Source organism: Klebsiella sp. 10 (assembly GCF_018223925.1).
Taxonomy (GTDB): Bacteria; Pseudomonadota; Gammaproteobacteria; order Enterobacterales; family Enterobacteriaceae; genus Klebsiella; species Klebsiella pneumoniae.
In genome coordinates, this window is the sequence record NZ_JAGRRB010000025.1 from 43,929 (window position 1) to 61,423 (window position 17,495).

A 17,495-nucleotide genomic window follows, 5' to 3' on the forward strand; every position below is an offset into this window, starting at 1 on the left:
CAGGCCTGAAGGGATCATGGCTGGTAAATTCCCACGCCAAGATCGTTCTCTTTACGGGTGCGGGCAATCACTGATTCGGGTGATTCAGCGATACGCAGACCCATCTCCGCTTCGGTGCGCACGATTTTACCGCGCAGCGAGTTGGTATATACATCGACGATTTCGACATCGACAAACTTACCGACGAGGTCCGGGGTACCTTCGAAGTTGACCACCCGGTTATTCTCCGTACGTCCGGAAAGCTCCATGATGTTCTTACGCGAGGTGCCTTCCACCAGGATGCGCTGTACCGTGCCGAGCATGCGACGGCTCCAGGCCATCGCCTGCTGGTTAATGCGTTCCTGCAGGATATACAGACGCTGTTTTTTGTCCGCCTCCGGCACGTCGTCGACCATATCGGCCGCCGGGGTGCCCGGGCGAGCGGAGAAGATAAAGCTGTAGCTCATATCGAAATTGACGTCGGCGATGAGCTTCATGGTCTTTTCGAAATCTTCCGTGGTTTCGCCGGGGAAGCCGACGATAAAGTCGGAGCTTATCTGAATATCCGGGCGCGCTTCACGCAGCTTGCGAATAATCGCTTTATACTCCAGCGCGGTATGGGTGCGTCCCATCAGGTTCAGCACACGGTCGGAGCCACTCTGCACCGGCAGGTGCAGGAAGCTCACCAGCTCCGGCGTATCGCGATAAACGTCGATGATATCGTCGGTAAATTCGATCGGGTGGCTGGTGGTGAAGCGAATGCGGTCGATGCCGTCGATGGCGGCGACCAGGCGCAGCAGGTCGGCAAAGCTGCCGGTGGTGCCGTCGTAATTCTCACCGCGCCAGGCGTTAACGTTCTGCCCCAGCAGATTGACCTCACGCACGCCCTGCGCCGCCAGCTGGGCGATTTCAAACAGGATATCGTCGCACGGACGGCTAACTTCTTCTCCGCGGGTATACGGCACCACGCAGTAGGTGCAGTATTTATTGCAACCTTCCATAATCGAGACAAAGGCGGTCGGCCCTTCGGCGCGCGGCTCTGGCAGGCGATCGAATTTTTCAATTTCCGGGAAGCTGATATCAACTACCGGACTGCGGTTGCCGCGCACGGAGTTAATCATCTCCGGCAGGCGGTGCAGGGTTTGCGGCCCGAAAATAATATCGACATAGTGCGCGCGCTGGCGAATATGGTCGCCTTCCTGGGAAGCCACGCAGCCGCCGACGCCAATAATCAGGTCCGGGTTCTTCTCTTTCAGCAGCTTCCAGCGGCCAAGCTGATGGAAAACTTTTTCCTGGGCCTTCTCACGAATTGAGCAGGTATTGAGCAACAGCACATCTGCTTCTTCCGCCACTTCGGTCAGTTGATACCCATGTGTCGCATCCAGCAGATCGGCCATCTTTGATGAATCATACTCGTTCATCTGACAGCCCCAGGTTTTAATATGGAGTTTTTTTGTCATTGACTTGCTCATGCTCAGTAATAGATATCCAAAACGCGGGGATATATACAGGGTGAATTTCGCATTCCAGGGCGCGTATTGTAATGCTTTGGTCGCCCCCTGACCAGTGCGAGCGTTATCGCCGCAAGAGGGCGAAAAATCCGGTAAACTTAACGGATTCTGCTTTAAGGATAATAGCCATGACAATTCACGTAACAGATGTCGCCATCGTGGGCGGCGGCATGGTCGGCGGCGCCCTGGCGTTAGGGCTGGCGCAACAGGGATTTACCGTGACGGTGCTTGAGAAAGCGGCGCCACCGGCGTTCGATCCGGCATCCGCCCCGGATGTGCGGATCTCGGCGATCAGCGCGGCTTCGGTCGGCCTGCTGAAGAGTCTCGGCGTCTGGGATGCCATACGGGCGATGCGCGTCCATGCTTATCGCCGTCTGGAGACCTGGGAGTGGGAGAGCGCGCACGTCGCCTTCGACGCCGCGGAGCTCAAGCTGCCGGAGCTGGGCTATATGGTCGAGAACAAGGTTCTGCAATGGGGCCTGTGGCAAGCGCTGGCGGCGCATGAGGCGGTTACCCTGCGCGTCGGTAGCGAACTGAAAACGATGCAGCGCGGCGAGACGCAGACGGCGTTGCATTTGCGCGAGGGGGAGACGATCCACGCCCGGCTGGTTATCGGCGCCGACGGCGCTAACTCCCAGGTGCGGGAGATGGCCGGCATCGGCGTGCACGCCTGGCAATATCAGCAGTCCTGTATGCTGATCAGCGTCGAATGCGCCGACGATCCCGGCGACAGCACCTGGCAGCAGTTTACTCCCAGCGGCCCACGCGCCTTCCTGCCGCTGTTCGACCACTGGGCCTCGCTGGTCTGGTACGACGCCCCGGCGCGGATCCGTCAGCTGCAAAGCATGACCATGGCGCAGCTCCAGCAGGAGATCGCCAGTCACTTTCCGGCGCGGCTGGGACGGGTGACGCCGCAGGCGGCCGGCGCCTTCCCGCTCACCCGGCGTCATGCGCTGCAGTATGTTCAGCCCGGCCTGGCGCTGGTGGGCGATGCGGCGCACACCATTCATCCTCTGGCGGGGCAGGGGGTTAACCTTGGCTATCGTGATGTCGATGCTCTGCTGGAGATCCTGGCGGAAGCGCGCGGCCGCGGCGAAGACTGGGCCAGCCTGCCGGTGCTGAAGCGCTACCAGGCGCGGCGGCGAGCGGATAATTTTATCATGCAGTCGGGGATGGACCTCTTTTATGCCGGATTCAGCAATGACCTGGCGCCGGTGCGGATGCTGCGTAATATTGGCCTGATGGCGGCTGAACGCGCCGGGGGGCTGAAGCGTCAGGCGCTGAAGTATGCCTTAGGCTTGTAAAACCGGCTTCCCGGGCAGGGGCGTAGCGGAGAGCGCCTGCCCGGCAGTCAGGACGGAGTAAGCATGTCAGGACGCCAATAGCAAAAAAGCCCACCGAAGTGAGCTTTTTTGCATTGAAGTGGCTGGGGTACGAGGATTCGAACCTCGGAATGCCGGAATCAGAATCCGGTGCCTTACCGCTTGGCGATACCCCAATTGTCTGTTGCGCTTGACCGTAACTACGCCGGTTGAGGGCAACAGTGCGTTCACTGCTGAACGACTTTTAAATTTGGCTGGGGTACGAGGATTCGAACCTCGGAATGCCGGAATCAGAATCCGGTGCCTTACCGCTTGGCGATACCCCAACAAATTGTTTGCGGATTTATCGATGCGTATCGATACGTCCAGAATTTGGTGGCTACGACGGGATTCGAACCTGTGACCCCATCATTATGAGTGATGTGCTCTAACCAGCTGAGCTACGTAGCCTAATTGTCTTACTGCTTCTTCGATGGCTGGGGTACCTGGATTCGAACCAGGGAATGCCGGTATCAAAAACCGGTGCCTTACCGCTTGGCGATACCCCAATACCGTCGCGGTGAACCGCAAATATCGAAGAAATATGGCTGGGGTACCTGGATTCGAACCAGGGAATGCCGGTATCAAAAACCGGTGCCTTACCGCTTGGCGATACCCCATCCGTACAACGCTAACTGGTGAATGGTGCGGGAGGCGAGACTTGAACTCGCACACCTTGCGGCGCCAGAACCTAAATCTGGTGCGTCTACCAATTTCGCCACTCCCGCAAAAAAGATGGTGGCTACGACGGGATTCGAACCTGTGACCCCATCATTATGAGTGATGTGCTCTAACCAGCTGAGCTACGTAGCCATCTTTTTTTCGCGTAACCTTATCGGCGTTGCGGGGCGCATTATGCGTATTGGGCCTGCGAGCGTCAACCTCTTTTTCAAGGAAAATCGTTGTAATGTGACTGTTTGGTTAGGTTGCGAACAGCTCGCTGGAATATTCGGCAATTATTGGTTATTTATCGTTTTTCAGCGGTATAAATCCGGCAAAAAGAAAACGGACCCCGGAGGGTCCGTTTTGCGTTTCACCGCCCGTCTGGGCTTATTTGTAGGCCGACTGGTGGACACCGACCGCGCGGCCTGATGGATCGTTCATGGTTTTGAACGCTTCATCCCACTCAATGGCTTTCGCTGAAGAGCAGGCCACCGACGGACCGCCAGGGACGCACTCCGCCGCGCTCGGCAGCGGGAACAGCTCTTCGAAGATCTCTCGGTACAGATAGCCTTCTTTGGAGGTCGGCGTGTTGTACGGGAAGCGGAAGCTTGCGGTTTCCAGTTGCTGGTCGCTGATCTGTTTGGCGGCCACTTCTTTCAGGGTATCGATCCAGCTGTAGCCGACGCCGTCAGAGAACTGCTCCTTCTGGCGCCAGGCGACGCTGGCCGGCAGGTAGGATTCAAAGCATTCGCGCAGAATGTGTTTTTCCATTTTGCCGTTGCCGCACATCTTATCCTGCGGGTTAATGCGCATCGCGACGTCGAGGAACTTCTTGTCGAGGAACGGCACGCGGGCCTCCACGCCCCAGGCGGACATCGCTTTGTTGGCGCGGGCGCAGTCAAACATATGCAGCGCCTGCAGCTTACGCACCGTCTCTTCGTGCAGTTCTTTGGCGTTCGGCGCCTTATGGAAGTAGAGGTAGCCGCCGAACACTTCGTCCGAACCTTCGCCGGAAAGCACCATTTTGATGCCCATGGCTTTAATTTTCCGCGACATCAGGTACATCGGCGTCGAGGCGCGAATAGTGGTCACATCGTAGGTTTCGATGTGATAGATAACGTCGCGGATGGCATCCAGCCCTTCCTGGACGGTAAAGTGAATTTCGTGGTGCACGGTGCCGAGGTGGTTGGCCACCTCCTGCGCCGCTTTCAGGTCAGGAGAGCCTTCCAGACCGACCGCGAAAGAGTGCAGCTGCGGCCACCAGGCTTCGCTACGCTCCTGATCTTCGACGCGACGGGCGGCGAATTTCTTGGTGATAGCCGAGATGACCGATGAATCAAGACCGCCGGAGAGCAGCACGCCGTAAGGCACGTCGGACATCAGGTGGCTTTTCACCGACTCTTCCAGCGCCTGGCGCAGCTCGTTCTTATCGGTAACGTTGTCTTTCACCGCGTCGTAATCAAACCAGTCGCGCTGATAGTACTGGCGAATTTCGCCGTCTTTGCTCCACAGGTAGCTGCCCGCCGGGAACTCTTTAATGGTGCGGCATACCGGCACCAGGGCTTTCATTTCGGAGGCGACATAGAAGTTGCCGTGTTCGTCATGGCCCATATACAGCGGGATAATGCCGATATGGTCGCGGCCAATTAAGTACGCGTCTTTTTCGCTGTCGTACAGGGCGAAGGCGAACATTCCCTGCAGATCGTCGAGGAACTCCGGGCCTTTTTCCTGATACAGCGCGAGGATCACTTCGCAGTCGGAACCGGTCTGGAACTGGTAGCGATCGCCATACTCCGCGCGCAGCGCCTGGTGGTTGTAGATCTCGCCGTTAACGGCCAGCGCATGGGTTTTTTCGGCGTTGTACAGCGGCTGGGCCCCGGCGTTGACGTCGACAATCGACAGGCGCTCGTGCGCCAGAATCGCTTTGTCGCTGGCATATACGCCAGACCAGTCCGGACCGCGGTGGCGCATCAGGCGGGAAAGCTCCAGCGCCTTTTTACGCAGCTCGCCTGCGTCAGTTTTAATATCCAGTACGCCAAAAATAGAACACATAGCCTTCTCCATTACCCTGTCGTGTTTGATGTTGTGCTGGCTTCGTCTCGTGGCGAAGCCTGAGTGTGTGCTTAAGAAAATGCCGTAAAGGGGGAGCAGGCGCAAGGGTTTTGCGGCCGGAAAAAGAAAAAACGCAACCGTGATTGTTGAACAGTGAAAAAAGAGTATCTTTTGAACGGCTTTATTGAGGAATTCGTATTTATAGGCCGTTTTTATTAGATGGGGTAATTCTGATGGCCGCTAGAAATGAAAAACCACGTCCTGCGACGTGGTTGGCATCAGAAAATATCGATTTCCGCGACGGAAGGGTAAATCCACGACGGGCGGAACGGCATGCTGTCGATGTCGTCGAGGGTGGAGACGCCGGAGAGCACCAAAATAGTCTCCAGCCCCGCCTGGAAACCGGCCAGTATATCGGTGCGCAGGTTATCGCCGACGATCACCGTCTGCTCGGAGTGAGCCTGCATTTTATTCAGCGCTGAACGGATGATCCACGGGCTGGGTTTGCCGACGTAAAACGGCTTACGGCCGGAGATCTTCTCGATCCCGGCGCACAGCGCGCCGCAGGCAGGGTAGAAGCCGCGACCGTGCGTATCCGGGTTAGTGGCAATGAAGCGGGCGCCGTTGGCGACGAAGAAGGCGGCCTTATGCATCATTTCCCAGTTAAAGGAGCGAGTTTCTCCGACGATGACAAAATCCGGGTTCACATCGGTAATGGTAAAGCCGGCTTTGTACAGCTCGTGGATCAGCGCCCCTTCTCCCACCACGTAGGCTTTTTTGCCTTCCTGGCGACGCAGAAAATCGGCGGTGGCCATCGCTGAGGTGTAAAAGGCGCTATCCGGAACATCAATTCCAGCGGTGGCGAAACGGTTCGCCAGATCCTGGCCGGTTTGCGACGGGTAGTTGGTCAGCATTACCAGCGGCATGCCTTTATCGAGGATGCGCTTGATAAACTCGGCTGCGCCGGGAACGGCGACGTTATCGTGCATCAGTACGCCGTCAATATCACAAATTATGTTTTGAATGGTCATGGTGGGTCCAGAATCATTAACAAAGACGAAACTATACGCGTCATCGATGAGGTTTCACACCTCTGACGGGCGAGGCCCGCCCGTATCAAGGTGACGCGCTATCAGAAAAGGGGCGATTAGCTCTCAAGCAAACGCTGCAGCAGCGTGCCATTGAGCATGGCGCGTTTGACCAGCGCGAAGGCGCCGATTGCAGAGCGGTGATCGAGGGTGGAGCGCACCACCGGCAGGTTCTTACGAAACGCCTTAAGCGCCTGGGCGTTAATGCAGCCTTCGATGGCCGGAAGAAGGACCTTTTCAGCTTCCACTATTTCGCCGGCGACGACGATTTTTTGTGGGTTGAACAGGTTAATGGCGATGGCGATCGTTTTCCCGAGGTGGCGCCCCACGTACTCAATCACCTCGCAGGCCAGGGCATCGCCCTTGTTGGCCGCTTTGCAGATAGTTTTGATCGTGCAGTCATCCGGCGTCAGACGGCTCTGGTAGCCCTGCTCCAGCAGGTGGCGAACCCGCTGTTCAATGGCGGCATTGGCCGCGACGGTCTCCAGACAGCCGAAGTTGCCGCAGTGGCAGCGTTCGCCCAGCGGGTCGACCTGAATATGGCCAATTTCGCCGACGTTGCCGTTGCGGCCGATAAAAATGCGCCCGTTGGAGATAATCCCCGCCCCGGTACCGCGGTGCACGCGCACCAGAATGGAGTCTTCGCAATCCTGGCTTGCGCCAAAATAGTGCTCGGCCAGCGCCAGGCTGCGGATATCGTGGCCAACAAAGCAGGTAACATTGAAGCGTTTCTCCAGCGCCCCGACCAGGCCCCAGTTTTCCACCGCAATGTGCGGCATATAGCGGATCACGCCGCTTTCCGGGTCGACGAGGCCCGGCAGGATCACTGAGATAGCGATCAGCTCGCGAATTTTGCGCTGACAGTTTTCGATAAAGGTGGCGATGATATTCAGCAGGGCGTGTTCCAGCGTTTCCTGGGTGCGCTCGGGCAGCGGGAAGTGCTCCTCTTCCAGGGTCTTGCTGCTTAAATCATACAGGGTCAGAGTGGCGTCATAGCGGCCAAGCCGCACGCCGATGGCGTTGAAGTTGCGAGTTTCTGCGATGATAGAGATAGCGCGGCGGCCACCGGTGGAGGCCTGCTGATCGACTTCTTTGATCAGGCCGCGCTCAATAAGCTGACGCGTGATTTTGGTCACGCTGGCAGGGGCAAGCTGGCTTTGTTCGGCTATCTGAATGCGCGAGATGGGCCCATGCTGGTCAATCAGGCGGTACACGGCCGCGCTGTTCAGTTGTTTTACGAGGTCAACGTTACCAATTTGAGCTTGTCCGCCTGCTGTCATACTTTTACTTACTCAGTGACGACCTCGTTACCATTAACGATGGTCTTGGTGATTTTATAATCGCGTGTAAAGGCGGTCAGGTTAGCGACCATGCCCGGCGCAATGCTGCCGAGCTGCTTGTCCACGCCGATAGCGCGCGCAGGATAGAGCGTCGCCATGCGCAATACTTCGTCCAGTGCCACGCCGCAATGCTCAACCAGATTACGCACCCCTTCAATCATGGTCAGCGAAGATCCGCTGAGGGTGCCGTTTTCATCTACGCACAGCCCATTGCGGTAGTATATTGTTTTCCCGGCAAAAATGAACTGGTCAATATTCGCCCCCGCCGGCGCGGTGGCGTCGGTGACCAGGCACAGCTTGTCGCCTTTCAGGCGCTTGGCGTTGCGCACGTTGGCGTAATCGACGTGCATCCCGTCGACGATGATACCGCAGTAGACATCCGGCTCGTCAAAAATCGCCCCGGCAAGACCCGGTTCGCGGCCGGTAATGTACGGCATCGCATTATACAGGTGGGTGGCGAAGGTAATGCCCGCGCGGAAGCCGACTTTCGCCTCTTTCAGCGTAGCGTTGGAGTGGCCCGCGGAGACAACGATCCCGGCGGCGACCAGTTTGCGGATCACTTCTGGCTCAACGCGCTCAGGGGCGAGGGTCACTTTGGTGATCACATCGGCGTTGTCGCACAGGAAATCGACCAGCGCCGCGTCCGGTTTACGCACGTAGTCCGGATTGTGGGTGCCTTTCTTAACGATATTCAGCCACGGCCCTTCGAGATGCAGGCCCAGCGCCTGGTTCGGATGTTTTTGCAGATATTCGCGCATCACGCGCACGCCTTGCTTCATCAGATCGTCGCTGGAGGTAATCAGCGTCGGCAGGAAGCTGGTGCAGCCTGAGCGTTCGTTGGCCTTCTGCATGATCTCCAGCGTTTCGACAGTGACCGCCTCTGGGCTGTCGTTAAACTGCACGCCACCGCAGCCGTTGAGCTGGACGTCGATAAAACCGGGGGCGATTATTGCGCCGTTGACTGAGCGCTGCTCGATGTCAGACGGCAAATCTGCCAGCGGACAAAGACGTTCGATAAAGCCATCAGCGATAACAACCGCATGGTCATCGAGAATTTCATGACCGGTATAAACCCGGCCCTGGGTTAATGCATACATTACGACCCCCGGTATATACGCCTCATCAGGTCAGCGTTCGTTCGTTTGCCGCCGGCATGATGGTGCGTACAAAGAAAAAGATGATCCCGCGCCAGGGCGCGGGAAGGACTACATTACAGACCTTTAATATTTTCAGCTTCTAATTCGTTGAAATATTTCAGCGTCTTCACTTTCAGCTCCATGGTGGACGGTTCGTCGCAGACGATCACCGCCTTCGGATGCAGCTGCAGACAGGTAATGGTCCACATGTGGTTGACGTTACCTTCTACCGCCGCCTGCAGCGCCAGCGCTTTCTGATGACCCAGCACCAGAATCATCACTTCTTCTGCGTCCAGCAGGGTGCCCACGCCGACGGTCAGCGCATATTTCGGCACCAGATCCACATCGCCGTCGAAGAAGCGGGAGTTCGCTACGCGGGTTTCATGGGTCAGGGTCTTAATACGGGTGCGGGACGCCAGAGAAGAGGCCGGTTCGTTAAACGCGATATGACCATCGTTGCCCACGCCGCCCATGAACAGGTGGATTTTACCGTAGGAACGAATTTTTTCTTCATAGCGACGGCATTCCGCATCGATGTCCGGCGCGTTACCATTCAGCAGGTTGATATTTTCTGCCGGAATATCAACGTGGTCAAAGAAATTACGGTGCATAAAGCTATGATAGCTTTCCGGATGCTCTTTCGGCAGGCCAACGTATTCATCCATGTTAAAGGTGACGACGTGCTTGAAGCTAACCTGGCCTGCTTTATGCATTTCAACCAGCGCCTTGTAGGCGGTCAGCGGGGTACCACCGGTTGGCAGACCCAGGACGAACGGACGGTCCGCGGTTGGTTTAAATGCATTAATGCGGTTAACGATATGGCGGGCAGCCCATTTACCGACCTGCTCAGCGGTTACCAGGGGAATCAGTCTCATTCTTCACCTCTATAGTCAAAGTAGATTCTGGCGGATTGGCGCCAGCACTCTAAGGAGAGTATTGCAGCAACTGCGCCGACCGGGGTCAATCCGTGTTGATTTTTTGAATGATAAAATAAGTTTTCGTTGTTAGCCAGTGCAAGGGAGGAGGGAATACGATATTTGGTGATAATTATCACAAAAAATACCCGTTTAATTTGCGATACGAATTAATTTTTCACACACTTTGCCGGTAAGTGATAAAACCGACCTTGTTACACAATAAAAAAGTGGCTTTGAAATGAGCCTCATCGGGGTCTCATAGGGGGAATAAGATGAATATTTTAGGTTTCTTTCAGCGACTGGGTAGGGCGTTGCAGCTCCCTATCGCAGTGCTGCCGGTCGCGGCATTGCTGCTGCGTTTCGGGCAACCAGACCTGTTAAATGTACCCTTCATCGCGCAAGCGGGTGGGGCGATCTTCGATAATCTGGCGCTGATCTTCGCAATTGGTGTGGCATCAAGCTGGTCTAAGGATAACGCCGGTTCTGCGGCGCTGGCCGGTGCGGTAGGGTATTTCGTGATGACCAAAGCGATGGTCACCATCAATCCGGAAATCAATATGGGCGTGCTGGCCGGTATCATTACCGGTCTGGTGGCAGGGGCGGTATACAACCGCTGGGCCGGCATCAAGCTGCCGGACTTCCTGAGCTTCTTCGGCGGCAAACGCTTCGTGCCGATCGCCACCGGCTTCTTCTGTCTGATCCTCGCGGCGATCTTCGGCTACGTCTGGCCGCCGGTGCAGCACGCTATCCACTCTGGCGGCGAATGGATCGTCTCCGCAGGGGCGCTGGGTTCCGGTATCTTTGGTTTCATCAACCGTCTGCTGATCCCAACCGGTCTGCATCAGGTGCTGAACACCATCGCCTGGTTCCAGATTGGTGAGTTCACTAACGCCGCTGGCGCTGTGTTCCACGGCGACATCAACCGCTTCTACGCCGGCGACGGCACCGCGGGGATGTTCATGTCCGGCTTCTTCCCAATCATGATGTTTGGTCTGCCGGGTGCGGCGCTGGCGATGTATCTGGCGGCGCCGAAAGCGCGTCGTCCGATGGTAGGCGGTATGCTGCTGTCCGTGGCCATCACCGCGTTCCTGACCGGGGTAACCGAGCCGCTGGAATTCCTGTTCATGTTCCTGGCTCCGCTGCTGTACCTCCTGCATGCGGTGCTGACCGGTATCAGCCTGTTCATCGCAACGGCGCTCGGGATCCATGCGGGCTTCTCCTTCTCCGCAGGTGCAATTGACTACGTGCTGATGTACAGCCTGCCGGCCGCCAGCAAAAACGTCTGGATGCTGCTGGTGATGGGCGTGGTGTTCTTCTTCGTCTACTTCCTGCTGTTCAGCGCGGTGATCCGCATGTTCAACCTGAAAACGCCGGGTCGTGAAGACAAAGCCGCTGACGTGGTAACGGAAGAAGCCAACAGCAACACTGAAGAGGGGCTGACCCAGCTGGCGACCAGCTATATCGCCGCGGTGGGCGGAACGGACAACCTGAAAGCCATTGACGCCTGTATCACCCGTCTGCGTCTGACCGTGGGCGATTCGGCGAAGGTGAACGACGCCGCCTGTAAACGTCTCGGCGCGTCCGGGGTGGTGAAACTGAATAAGCAAACCATCCAGGTTATCGTCGGTGCGAAAGCAGAGTCTATCGGCGATGAGATGAAAAAAGTGGTTACCCGCGGCCCGGTAGCGGCAGCGGCAGCCGCACCGGCTGGCAACGTCGCCACCGCAGCGCCCGCGGCTAAACCGCAGGCGGTAGCGAACGCGAAGACCGTTGAGTCGCTGGTTTCGCCGATTACCGGTGACGTGGTGACCCTTGAGCAGGTGCCGGACGAAGCCTTCGCCAGCAAAGCCGTTGGCGACGGGATCGCGGTGAAACCGACCAGCAACATCGTGGTGGCCCCGGCCGCCGGTACCGTGGTGAAAATTTTCAACACTAACCACGCGTTCTGCCTCGAAACCAACAACGGTGCGGAAATCGTCGTTCACATGGGTATCGACACCGTGGCGCTGGAAGGCAAGGGCTTCAAACGTCTGGTTGAAGAGGGCACGGACGTGAAGGCGGGTGAGCCGATTCTGGAAATGGATCTGGACTTCCTCAACGCCAACGCGCGCTCAATGATCAGTCCGGTCGTCTGCAGCAACAGCGATGACTACAGCGCGCTGGTGATACTGGCGAGCGGTAAGGTCGTTGCTGGCCAGACGCCGCTGTATGAGATTAAAGGCAAGTAAGGCTCCTGAGTCGAGTTTTTGCCTCAGCGGCGAAGGGAAACCTTCGCCGCTTTTTTTTCCAGCAATCGGCCCCATAATCCTCTTCTGATACCTATTTTACGTAACTAATAGTTGTCACTACGCCCTGCTTGTAAGATCATGTGCCGTTATACGTTGTTTACGCTTTGAGGAACCCGTGATGAGTGAGGCAGAAGCCCGCCCGACTAACTTTATCCGTCAGATTATTGATGAAGATCTGGCTACCGGTAAACATACCACCGTTCACACTCGCTTCCCGCCGGAGCCGAACGGTTATCTGCACATTGGCCATGCAAAATCCATCTGCCTGAACTTCGGCATCGCCCAGGATTATCAGGGCCAATGCAACCTGCGTTTCGATGACACCAACCCGGTGAAAGAAGATATCGAATACGTTGAGTCGATTAAAAACGACGTGCAGTGGTTAGGTTTCCACTGGTCCGGGGACGTATGCTACTCGTCTGATTATTTCGATCAGCTGCATCAGTATGCGGTTGAGCTGATCAACAAAGGTCTGGCCTATGTTGATGAACTCTCTCCTGATGAAATTCGCGAATACCGCGGCACCCTGAAAGCGCCGGGTAAAAACAGCCCGTATCGCGACCGCAGCGTGGAAGAGAACCTGGCGCTGTTTGAAAAAATGCGCAGCGGCGGCTTCGAAGAAGGCAAAGCCTGCCTGCGCGCGAAGATCGATATGGCGTCGCCGTTTATCGTGATGCGCGATCCGGTGCTGTACCGCATTAAGTTCGCTGAGCATCATCAGACTGGCAACAAGTGGTGCATCTACCCGATGTACGACTTCACCCACTGCATCAGCGATGCGCTGGAAGGCATTACCCACTCGCTGTGTACCCTGGAGTTCCAGGACAACCGCCGCCTGTACGATTGGGTGCTGGACAACATCAGCATCCCGGTGCATCCGCGTCAGTACGAATTCTCGCGCCTGAATCTCGAATACACCGTGATGTCCAAGCGTAAGTTGAACCAGCTGGTGACTGAGAAGCACGTGGAAGGCTGGGACGACCCGCGTATGCCGACCATCTCCGGTCTGCGTCGTCGCGGCTACACCGCCGAATCCATCCGTGAGTTCTGCAAGCGCATCGGCGTGACCAAGCAGGACAATACCATCGAGATGGCGTCGCTGGAGTCCTGCATTCGTGAAGATCTGAACGAAAACGCCCCGCGCGCGATGGCGGTGATCGATCCGGTGAAACTGGTTATCGAGAACTATCCGCAGGGCGAAAGCGAAATGGTGGTGATGCCGAACCATCCGAACAAGCCGGAAATGGGCAGTCGTGAAGTGCCGTTCAGCGCCGAAATCTGGATCGATCGCGCGGACTTCCGCGAAGAAGCCAACAAACAGTACAAGCGTCTGGTGCTGGGTAAAGAAGTGCGTCTGCGCAACGCCTACGTCATCAAAGCGGAACGCGTGGAGAAAGATGCCGAAGGCAATATTACCACCATCTTCTGCACCTACGATGCCGACACCCTGAGCAAAGACCCGGCCGACGGCCGCAAGGTCAAAGGCGTGATCCATTGGGTAAGCGCGGCGCATGCGCTGCCGGTAGAGATCCGTCTCTACGATCGTCTGTTCAGCGTGCCCAACCCGGGCGCGGCGGAAGATTTCCTCGCAGTGATCAACCCGGAATCGCTGGTGATCAAACAGGGGTACGCGGAGCCGAGCCTGGCGCAGGCCGAAGCCGGTAAAGCTTACCAGTTTGAGCGTGAAGGCTATTTCTGCCTCGACAGCCGCTATGCAACCGCAACCAGTCTGGTGTTCAACCGCACCGTCGGGCTGCGTGATACCTGGGCGAAAGCGGGCGAATAACATTTCTTTTCTGTCAAAGCGTCGCTCCCAGCGGCGCTTTTTTTGTTTCAGAATCAGCTAATTAAACTTTTCATTTTCGCGATGCGAATTAATTCTGTTTCTGCGCGGTAATAAATAGCGCTTCTGATGTTTCCTGTCACATACAAAAAACCAATGTAATCGCTTTCAATGATTGCGTTTTTCCCTGATTTTGCAATGACTTCCATAACAAAATCATCAGAGATAAGACTGTAACAAAACGACATAAAATATGTGCGCTTTGTCATAATCTTAAGCTTTGCCTCACGAAAAACATTGATAATTCGCGTCACGAAAAATAGTCTATCTACAGTGGTTTCGCGGTCTTTTTTACCGCCCCACATTTTGCAGTTTTATTTATTTTTTAGCGATTGACCGCTGGTCTTCGCCTTTTAAAACGTCAAAGAGGATATGCACATGCGTACGTTTAGTGGCAAACGTAGTACGCTGGCGCTGGCTATTGCCGCCGTCACCGCGATGTCGGGCTGGGTTGTGGCTCCACAGGCCAGCGCAGCAGGCTTTATCGATGATTCAACCTTAACCGGCGGTATCTATTACTGGCAGCGTGAGCGTGACCGTAAAGATGTGACCGACGGCGACAAATACAAAACCAACCTTTCCCACTCCACCTGGAACGCCAACCTGGACTTCCAGTCCGGCTATGCCGCCGATATGTTTGGCCTTGATATTGCCGCGTTTACCGCGATTGAAATGGCGGAGAACGGCGATAGCGGCCACCCGAACGAAATTGCCTTCTCGTCACGTAACAAAGCCTATGACGAAGACTATTCCGGCGATAAGAGCGGCATCAGCCTGTATAAAGCCGCAGCGAAATTCAAATATGGTCCGGCGTGGGCACGTGCGGGCTATATCCAGCCAACCGGCCAGACTCTGCTGGCCCCGCACTGGAGTTTTATGCCAGGTACCTATCAGGGGGCGGAGGCCGGGGCTAACTTCGACTATGGCACGGCGGGCGCGTTAAGTTTCTCCTATATGTGGACGAACGAGTATAAAGCGCCATGGCATATCGAGATGGACGATTTCTATCAGAACGATAAGAAGACCAAAGTCGATTATCTCCACTCCGTCGGCGCTAAATATGATTTCAAAAATGACCTGGTGCTGGAGGCGGCATTTGGTCAGGCTCAGGGCTATATCGATCAGTACTTTGCTAAAGCCAGCTACAAGTTTGACGTCGCCGGCGCGCCGCTGAGCACCAGCTACCAGTTCTACGGCACCCGCGATAAGGTCAGCAACGGCGGGGTCAACGACATCTATGATGGCACCGCATGGCTGCAGGCGTTAACCTTTGGTTATAAGGTGGCGGATGTCCTGGATCTGCGTCTCGAGGGAACCTGGGTGAAGGCTGATGGCCAGCAGGGCTACTTCCTGCAGCGTATGACCCCGACCTACGCCTCTTCCAATGGTCGTCTCGATATCTGGTGGGATAACCGCTCCGACTTTAACGCCAACGGCGAAAAAGCGGTCTTCTTTGGCGCGATGTATGACATGAAAAACTGGGATATGCCGGGCTGGGCGTTCGGCGCGTCTTATGTCTACGCCTGGGATGCGAAGCCGGGCCGAATGTCCTCTCCGGATGCGTACTATGACCCTGACTATCGCCTGAAAGAGTCGGCCTATAGCCTGGATGCAATGTATACCGTACAGGAAGGGCGGGCGAAGGGCACCCTGTTCAAACTGCACTTTACCCAATACGACAACCATTCCGATATTCCGAGCTGGAGCGGCGGCTACGGCAACATCTTCCAGGATGAGCGCGACGTGAAGTTCATGGTTATCGCCCCGTTCACTATTTTCTGATGCCTGCGCGGCGGGCGTGAGCCTGCCGCACCTCTGGGAGAACGACAATGAAAAAAATGCTGCTTATTGCCATGATGGCAGCGGGCCTGGTGGCCTGCACCACGTCGCCGGCGCCGAAAGAAGACACCAAACTGAAAGATGCCTATAGCGCCTGTATTAATACGGCGGAAGGGAATCCGGACAAGATTGAAGCCTGCCAGAGCGTACTGAATGTGCTGAAAAAGGATAAACAGCACCAGCAGTTCGCCAACCAGGAGAGCGTTCGCGTCCTGGATTACCAACAGTGTATTCAGGCCACCCGCACCGGCAACGATCAGGCGGTGAAAGCGCGCTGCGATCAGATCTGGAAGGAGATCCGCAGCAATAATACGACCCATTAAATCAGACGACAGCGGCAAACGGGCGGGGCATATCTCCGCCCGTTTGTTTTTTTTGCGCTGACTCTCCGCCGGCTGATAGCCGCGGCTCAGCCGCACGAACAGTAGCGCGGTGGCAATGAATCCGCACAGCGCGGCGCACATTAGCCACCAGCCCGGCGGGCTTTTATCGCCGGTGAGCTCGACCAGGGCGGTGGAAATAGCTGGCGTCAGGTCGCCGAAAATGGCAGTAGCGAGACTAAAGGCCAGCGAAAAGCCCACGGTGCGGACGTGTACCGGCATCACTTCGGTAAGCGCCGCGACCATCGCGCCGTTATACATGCCAAAGAAGAACGAGAACCATAGCAGGACCAGCGTCATACGGGTGAAATCGGGCGCGACGGTGAGCCAGTGCATCACCCGCCAGGTGGTGAGCAGCGCCAGCACGGTAATGCCCATCAGCACCGGACGACGACCGATCCGATCAGAGATCGCCCCGCTGGCGAAGTTCCATATCAACTCTCCGGACAAAGCGGGGATGAGGAAAGTCACCCCAGGGGCGTGTGCGGGAAGGGTGCCAGAGGCGCCCATAAAAAAGCCAACCGGCAGGTTGGCTTTTCAGTCTCAGCGAAACGGGGAATTATTTTTCCACCGCGTCGTGGGCGTGTTCGTCCTCGCGGCAATCCCCTTCCGCACAGTGACCGTACAGATATAAACTGTGGTTGGTCAGGCGGATGCCGTGGCGGGAGGCAATTTCACGCTGGCGTAATTCGATCGAGTCGTCGCTGAATTCGATCACTTTGCCGCAGTCGAGGCAGATCAGGTGATCGTGGTGATGCTGCTGGGTCAGTTCGAAAACGGATTTTCCGCCTTCGAAATTATGACGAGTCACGATGCCGGCGTCATCAAACTGGTTGAGGACGCGGTAAACGGTCGCCAGACCGATCTCTTCGCCCATGTCGATCAGGCGTTTATATAAGTCTTCCGCACTGACATGATGGTTATCCGGTTCCTGCAGCACTTCAAGGATTTTTAGTCGAGGAAGTGTGACTTTCAGGCCAGCCTTCTTTAATGCGGTATTGTTGTCAGTCATGCGGAATCTGTCCTGTTGCTAAACGATCTACTTCCTTCAACGGAAGTCATACAGAAATTAACCCGACGTAATGCGTCTCATTATAG

Annotated in this window: 13 protein-coding genes, 7 tRNA genes and 1 pseudogene; 5 read left to right on the forward strand and 16 right to left on the reverse strand. The window is 56.2% G+C overall.

All coding sequences use genetic code 11. The features are described 5' to 3' along the window. Positions 1-14 precede the first annotated feature (14 nt). A complete protein-coding gene (miaB, locus tag KHQ26_RS24215) occupies positions 15-1,439 on the reverse strand; it encodes a tRNA (N6-isopentenyl adenosine(37)-C2)-methylthiotransferase MiaB (RefSeq protein WP_002894730.1) in 1,425 nt (474 codons plus the stop codon). Between the two features lie 179 nt (positions 1,440-1,618). On the opposite strand from miaB, the gene ubiF reads away from it, so the two are divergent. Next, positions 1,619-2,794, forward strand: coding sequence for a 3-demethoxyubiquinol 3-hydroxylase (gene ubiF / locus KHQ26_RS24220; RefSeq protein WP_009308186.1), 1,176 nt, complete (start codon positions 1,619-1,621; stop codon positions 2,792-2,794). A gap of 119 nt (positions 2,795-2,913) precedes the next feature. Here ubiF and KHQ26_RS24225 read toward each other — a convergent pair. From KHQ26_RS24225 to nagB, 12 genes are all read right to left on the reverse strand, one after another. After that, positions 2,914-2,988, reverse strand: a tRNA-Gln gene (locus KHQ26_RS24225). Between the two features lie 75 nt (positions 2,989-3,063). Continuing rightward, positions 3,064-3,138: transfer RNA gene (locus KHQ26_RS24230), tRNA-Gln, on the reverse strand. Positions 3,139-3,185: 47 nt separating this feature from the next. After that, positions 3,186-3,262, reverse strand: a tRNA-Met gene (locus KHQ26_RS24235). Between the two features lie 23 nt (positions 3,263-3,285). Further along, a tRNA-Gln gene (locus tag KHQ26_RS24240) sits at positions 3,286-3,360 on the reverse strand. Between the two features lie 36 nt (positions 3,361-3,396). Then, positions 3,397-3,471 (reverse strand) — tRNA-Gln (locus tag KHQ26_RS24245). A 23-nt stretch (positions 3,472-3,494) separates the two neighbouring features. After that, positions 3,495-3,579: transfer RNA gene (locus tag KHQ26_RS24250), tRNA-Leu, on the reverse strand. Between the two features lie 8 nt (positions 3,580-3,587). Continuing rightward, positions 3,588-3,664: transfer RNA gene (locus KHQ26_RS24255), tRNA-Met, on the reverse strand. Positions 3,665-3,901: 237 nt separating this feature from the next. Next, complete coding sequence (gene asnB / locus KHQ26_RS24260; RefSeq protein WP_002894734.1) at positions 3,902-5,566, reverse strand: asparagine synthase B; 1,665 nt, start codon at positions 5,564-5,566, stop codon at positions 3,902-3,904. Between the two features lie 278 nt (positions 5,567-5,844). Next, positions 5,845-6,597, reverse strand: coding sequence for an HAD-IIA family hydrolase (locus KHQ26_RS24265; RefSeq protein ID WP_002894738.1), 753 nt, complete (start codon positions 6,595-6,597; stop codon positions 5,845-5,847). A gap of 116 nt (positions 6,598-6,713) precedes the next feature. After that, complete coding sequence (nagC, locus tag KHQ26_RS24270; protein ID WP_002894742.1) at positions 6,714-7,934, reverse strand: DNA-binding transcriptional regulator NagC; 1,221 nt, start codon at positions 7,932-7,934, stop codon at positions 6,714-6,716. Between the two features lie 8 nt (positions 7,935-7,942). Then, the gene (nagA, locus tag KHQ26_RS24275) at positions 7,943-9,091 is read right to left on the reverse strand and encodes an N-acetylglucosamine-6-phosphate deacetylase (RefSeq protein ID WP_004223668.1); all 1,149 of its coding nucleotides are present in this window, start codon (positions 9,089-9,091) and stop codon (positions 7,943-7,945) included. Positions 9,092-9,204: 113 nt separating this feature from the next. Next, positions 9,205-10,005, reverse strand: coding sequence for a glucosamine-6-phosphate deaminase (nagB, locus tag KHQ26_RS24280; RefSeq protein ID WP_002894749.1), 801 nt, complete (start codon positions 10,003-10,005; stop codon positions 9,205-9,207). Positions 10,006-10,319: 314 nt separating this feature from the next. On the opposite strand from nagB, the gene nagE reads away from it, so the two are divergent. Next, entirely contained in the window at positions 10,320-12,275 is a 1,956-nt protein-coding gene (gene nagE, locus KHQ26_RS24285; protein WP_029496977.1) for a PTS N-acetyl glucosamine transporter subunit IIABC, read from the forward strand. A 178-nt stretch (positions 12,276-12,453) separates the two neighbouring features. Further along, on the forward strand, positions 12,454-14,121 hold the full coding sequence (glnS, locus tag KHQ26_RS24290) for a glutamine--tRNA ligase (protein WP_016529783.1): 1,668 nt from the start codon (positions 12,454-12,456) through the stop codon (positions 14,119-14,121). Positions 14,122-14,174: 53 nt separating this feature from the next. Here glnS and KHQ26_RS26360 read toward each other — a convergent pair whose 3' ends face one another. After that, positions 14,175-14,327: a hypothetical protein gene (locus tag KHQ26_RS26360; protein ID WP_410404544.1), complete on the reverse strand. Its 153-nt coding sequence runs from the start codon at positions 14,325-14,327 to the stop codon at positions 14,175-14,177. A 229-nt stretch (positions 14,328-14,556) separates the two neighbouring features. On the opposite strand from KHQ26_RS26360, the gene chiP reads away from it, so the two are divergent. After that, on the forward strand, positions 14,557-15,960 hold the full coding sequence (gene chiP / locus KHQ26_RS24300) for a chitoporin ChiP (RefSeq protein WP_004152230.1): 1,404 nt from the start codon (positions 14,557-14,559) through the stop codon (positions 15,958-15,960). Positions 15,961-16,007: 47 nt separating this feature from the next. Then, positions 16,008-16,340 (forward strand): ChiQ/YbfN family lipoprotein, encoded by a 333-nt coding sequence (gene chiQ, locus KHQ26_RS24305; RefSeq protein ID WP_002894759.1) that lies wholly within the window; start codon positions 16,008-16,010, stop codon positions 16,338-16,340. A gap of 57 nt (positions 16,341-16,397) precedes the next feature. Here chiQ and KHQ26_RS24310 read toward each other — a convergent pair. Then, positions 16,398-16,823: pseudogene (locus KHQ26_RS24310) on the reverse strand (MFS transporter); the annotation flags it as partial. Positions 16,824-16,956: 133 nt separating this feature from the next. Beyond that, positions 16,957-17,409, reverse strand: a complete 453-nt coding sequence (gene fur, locus KHQ26_RS24315; RefSeq protein ID WP_002894761.1) for a ferric iron uptake transcriptional regulator — start codon at positions 17,407-17,409, stop codon at positions 16,957-16,959. Between the last annotated feature and the right edge of the window lie 86 nt (positions 17,410-17,495).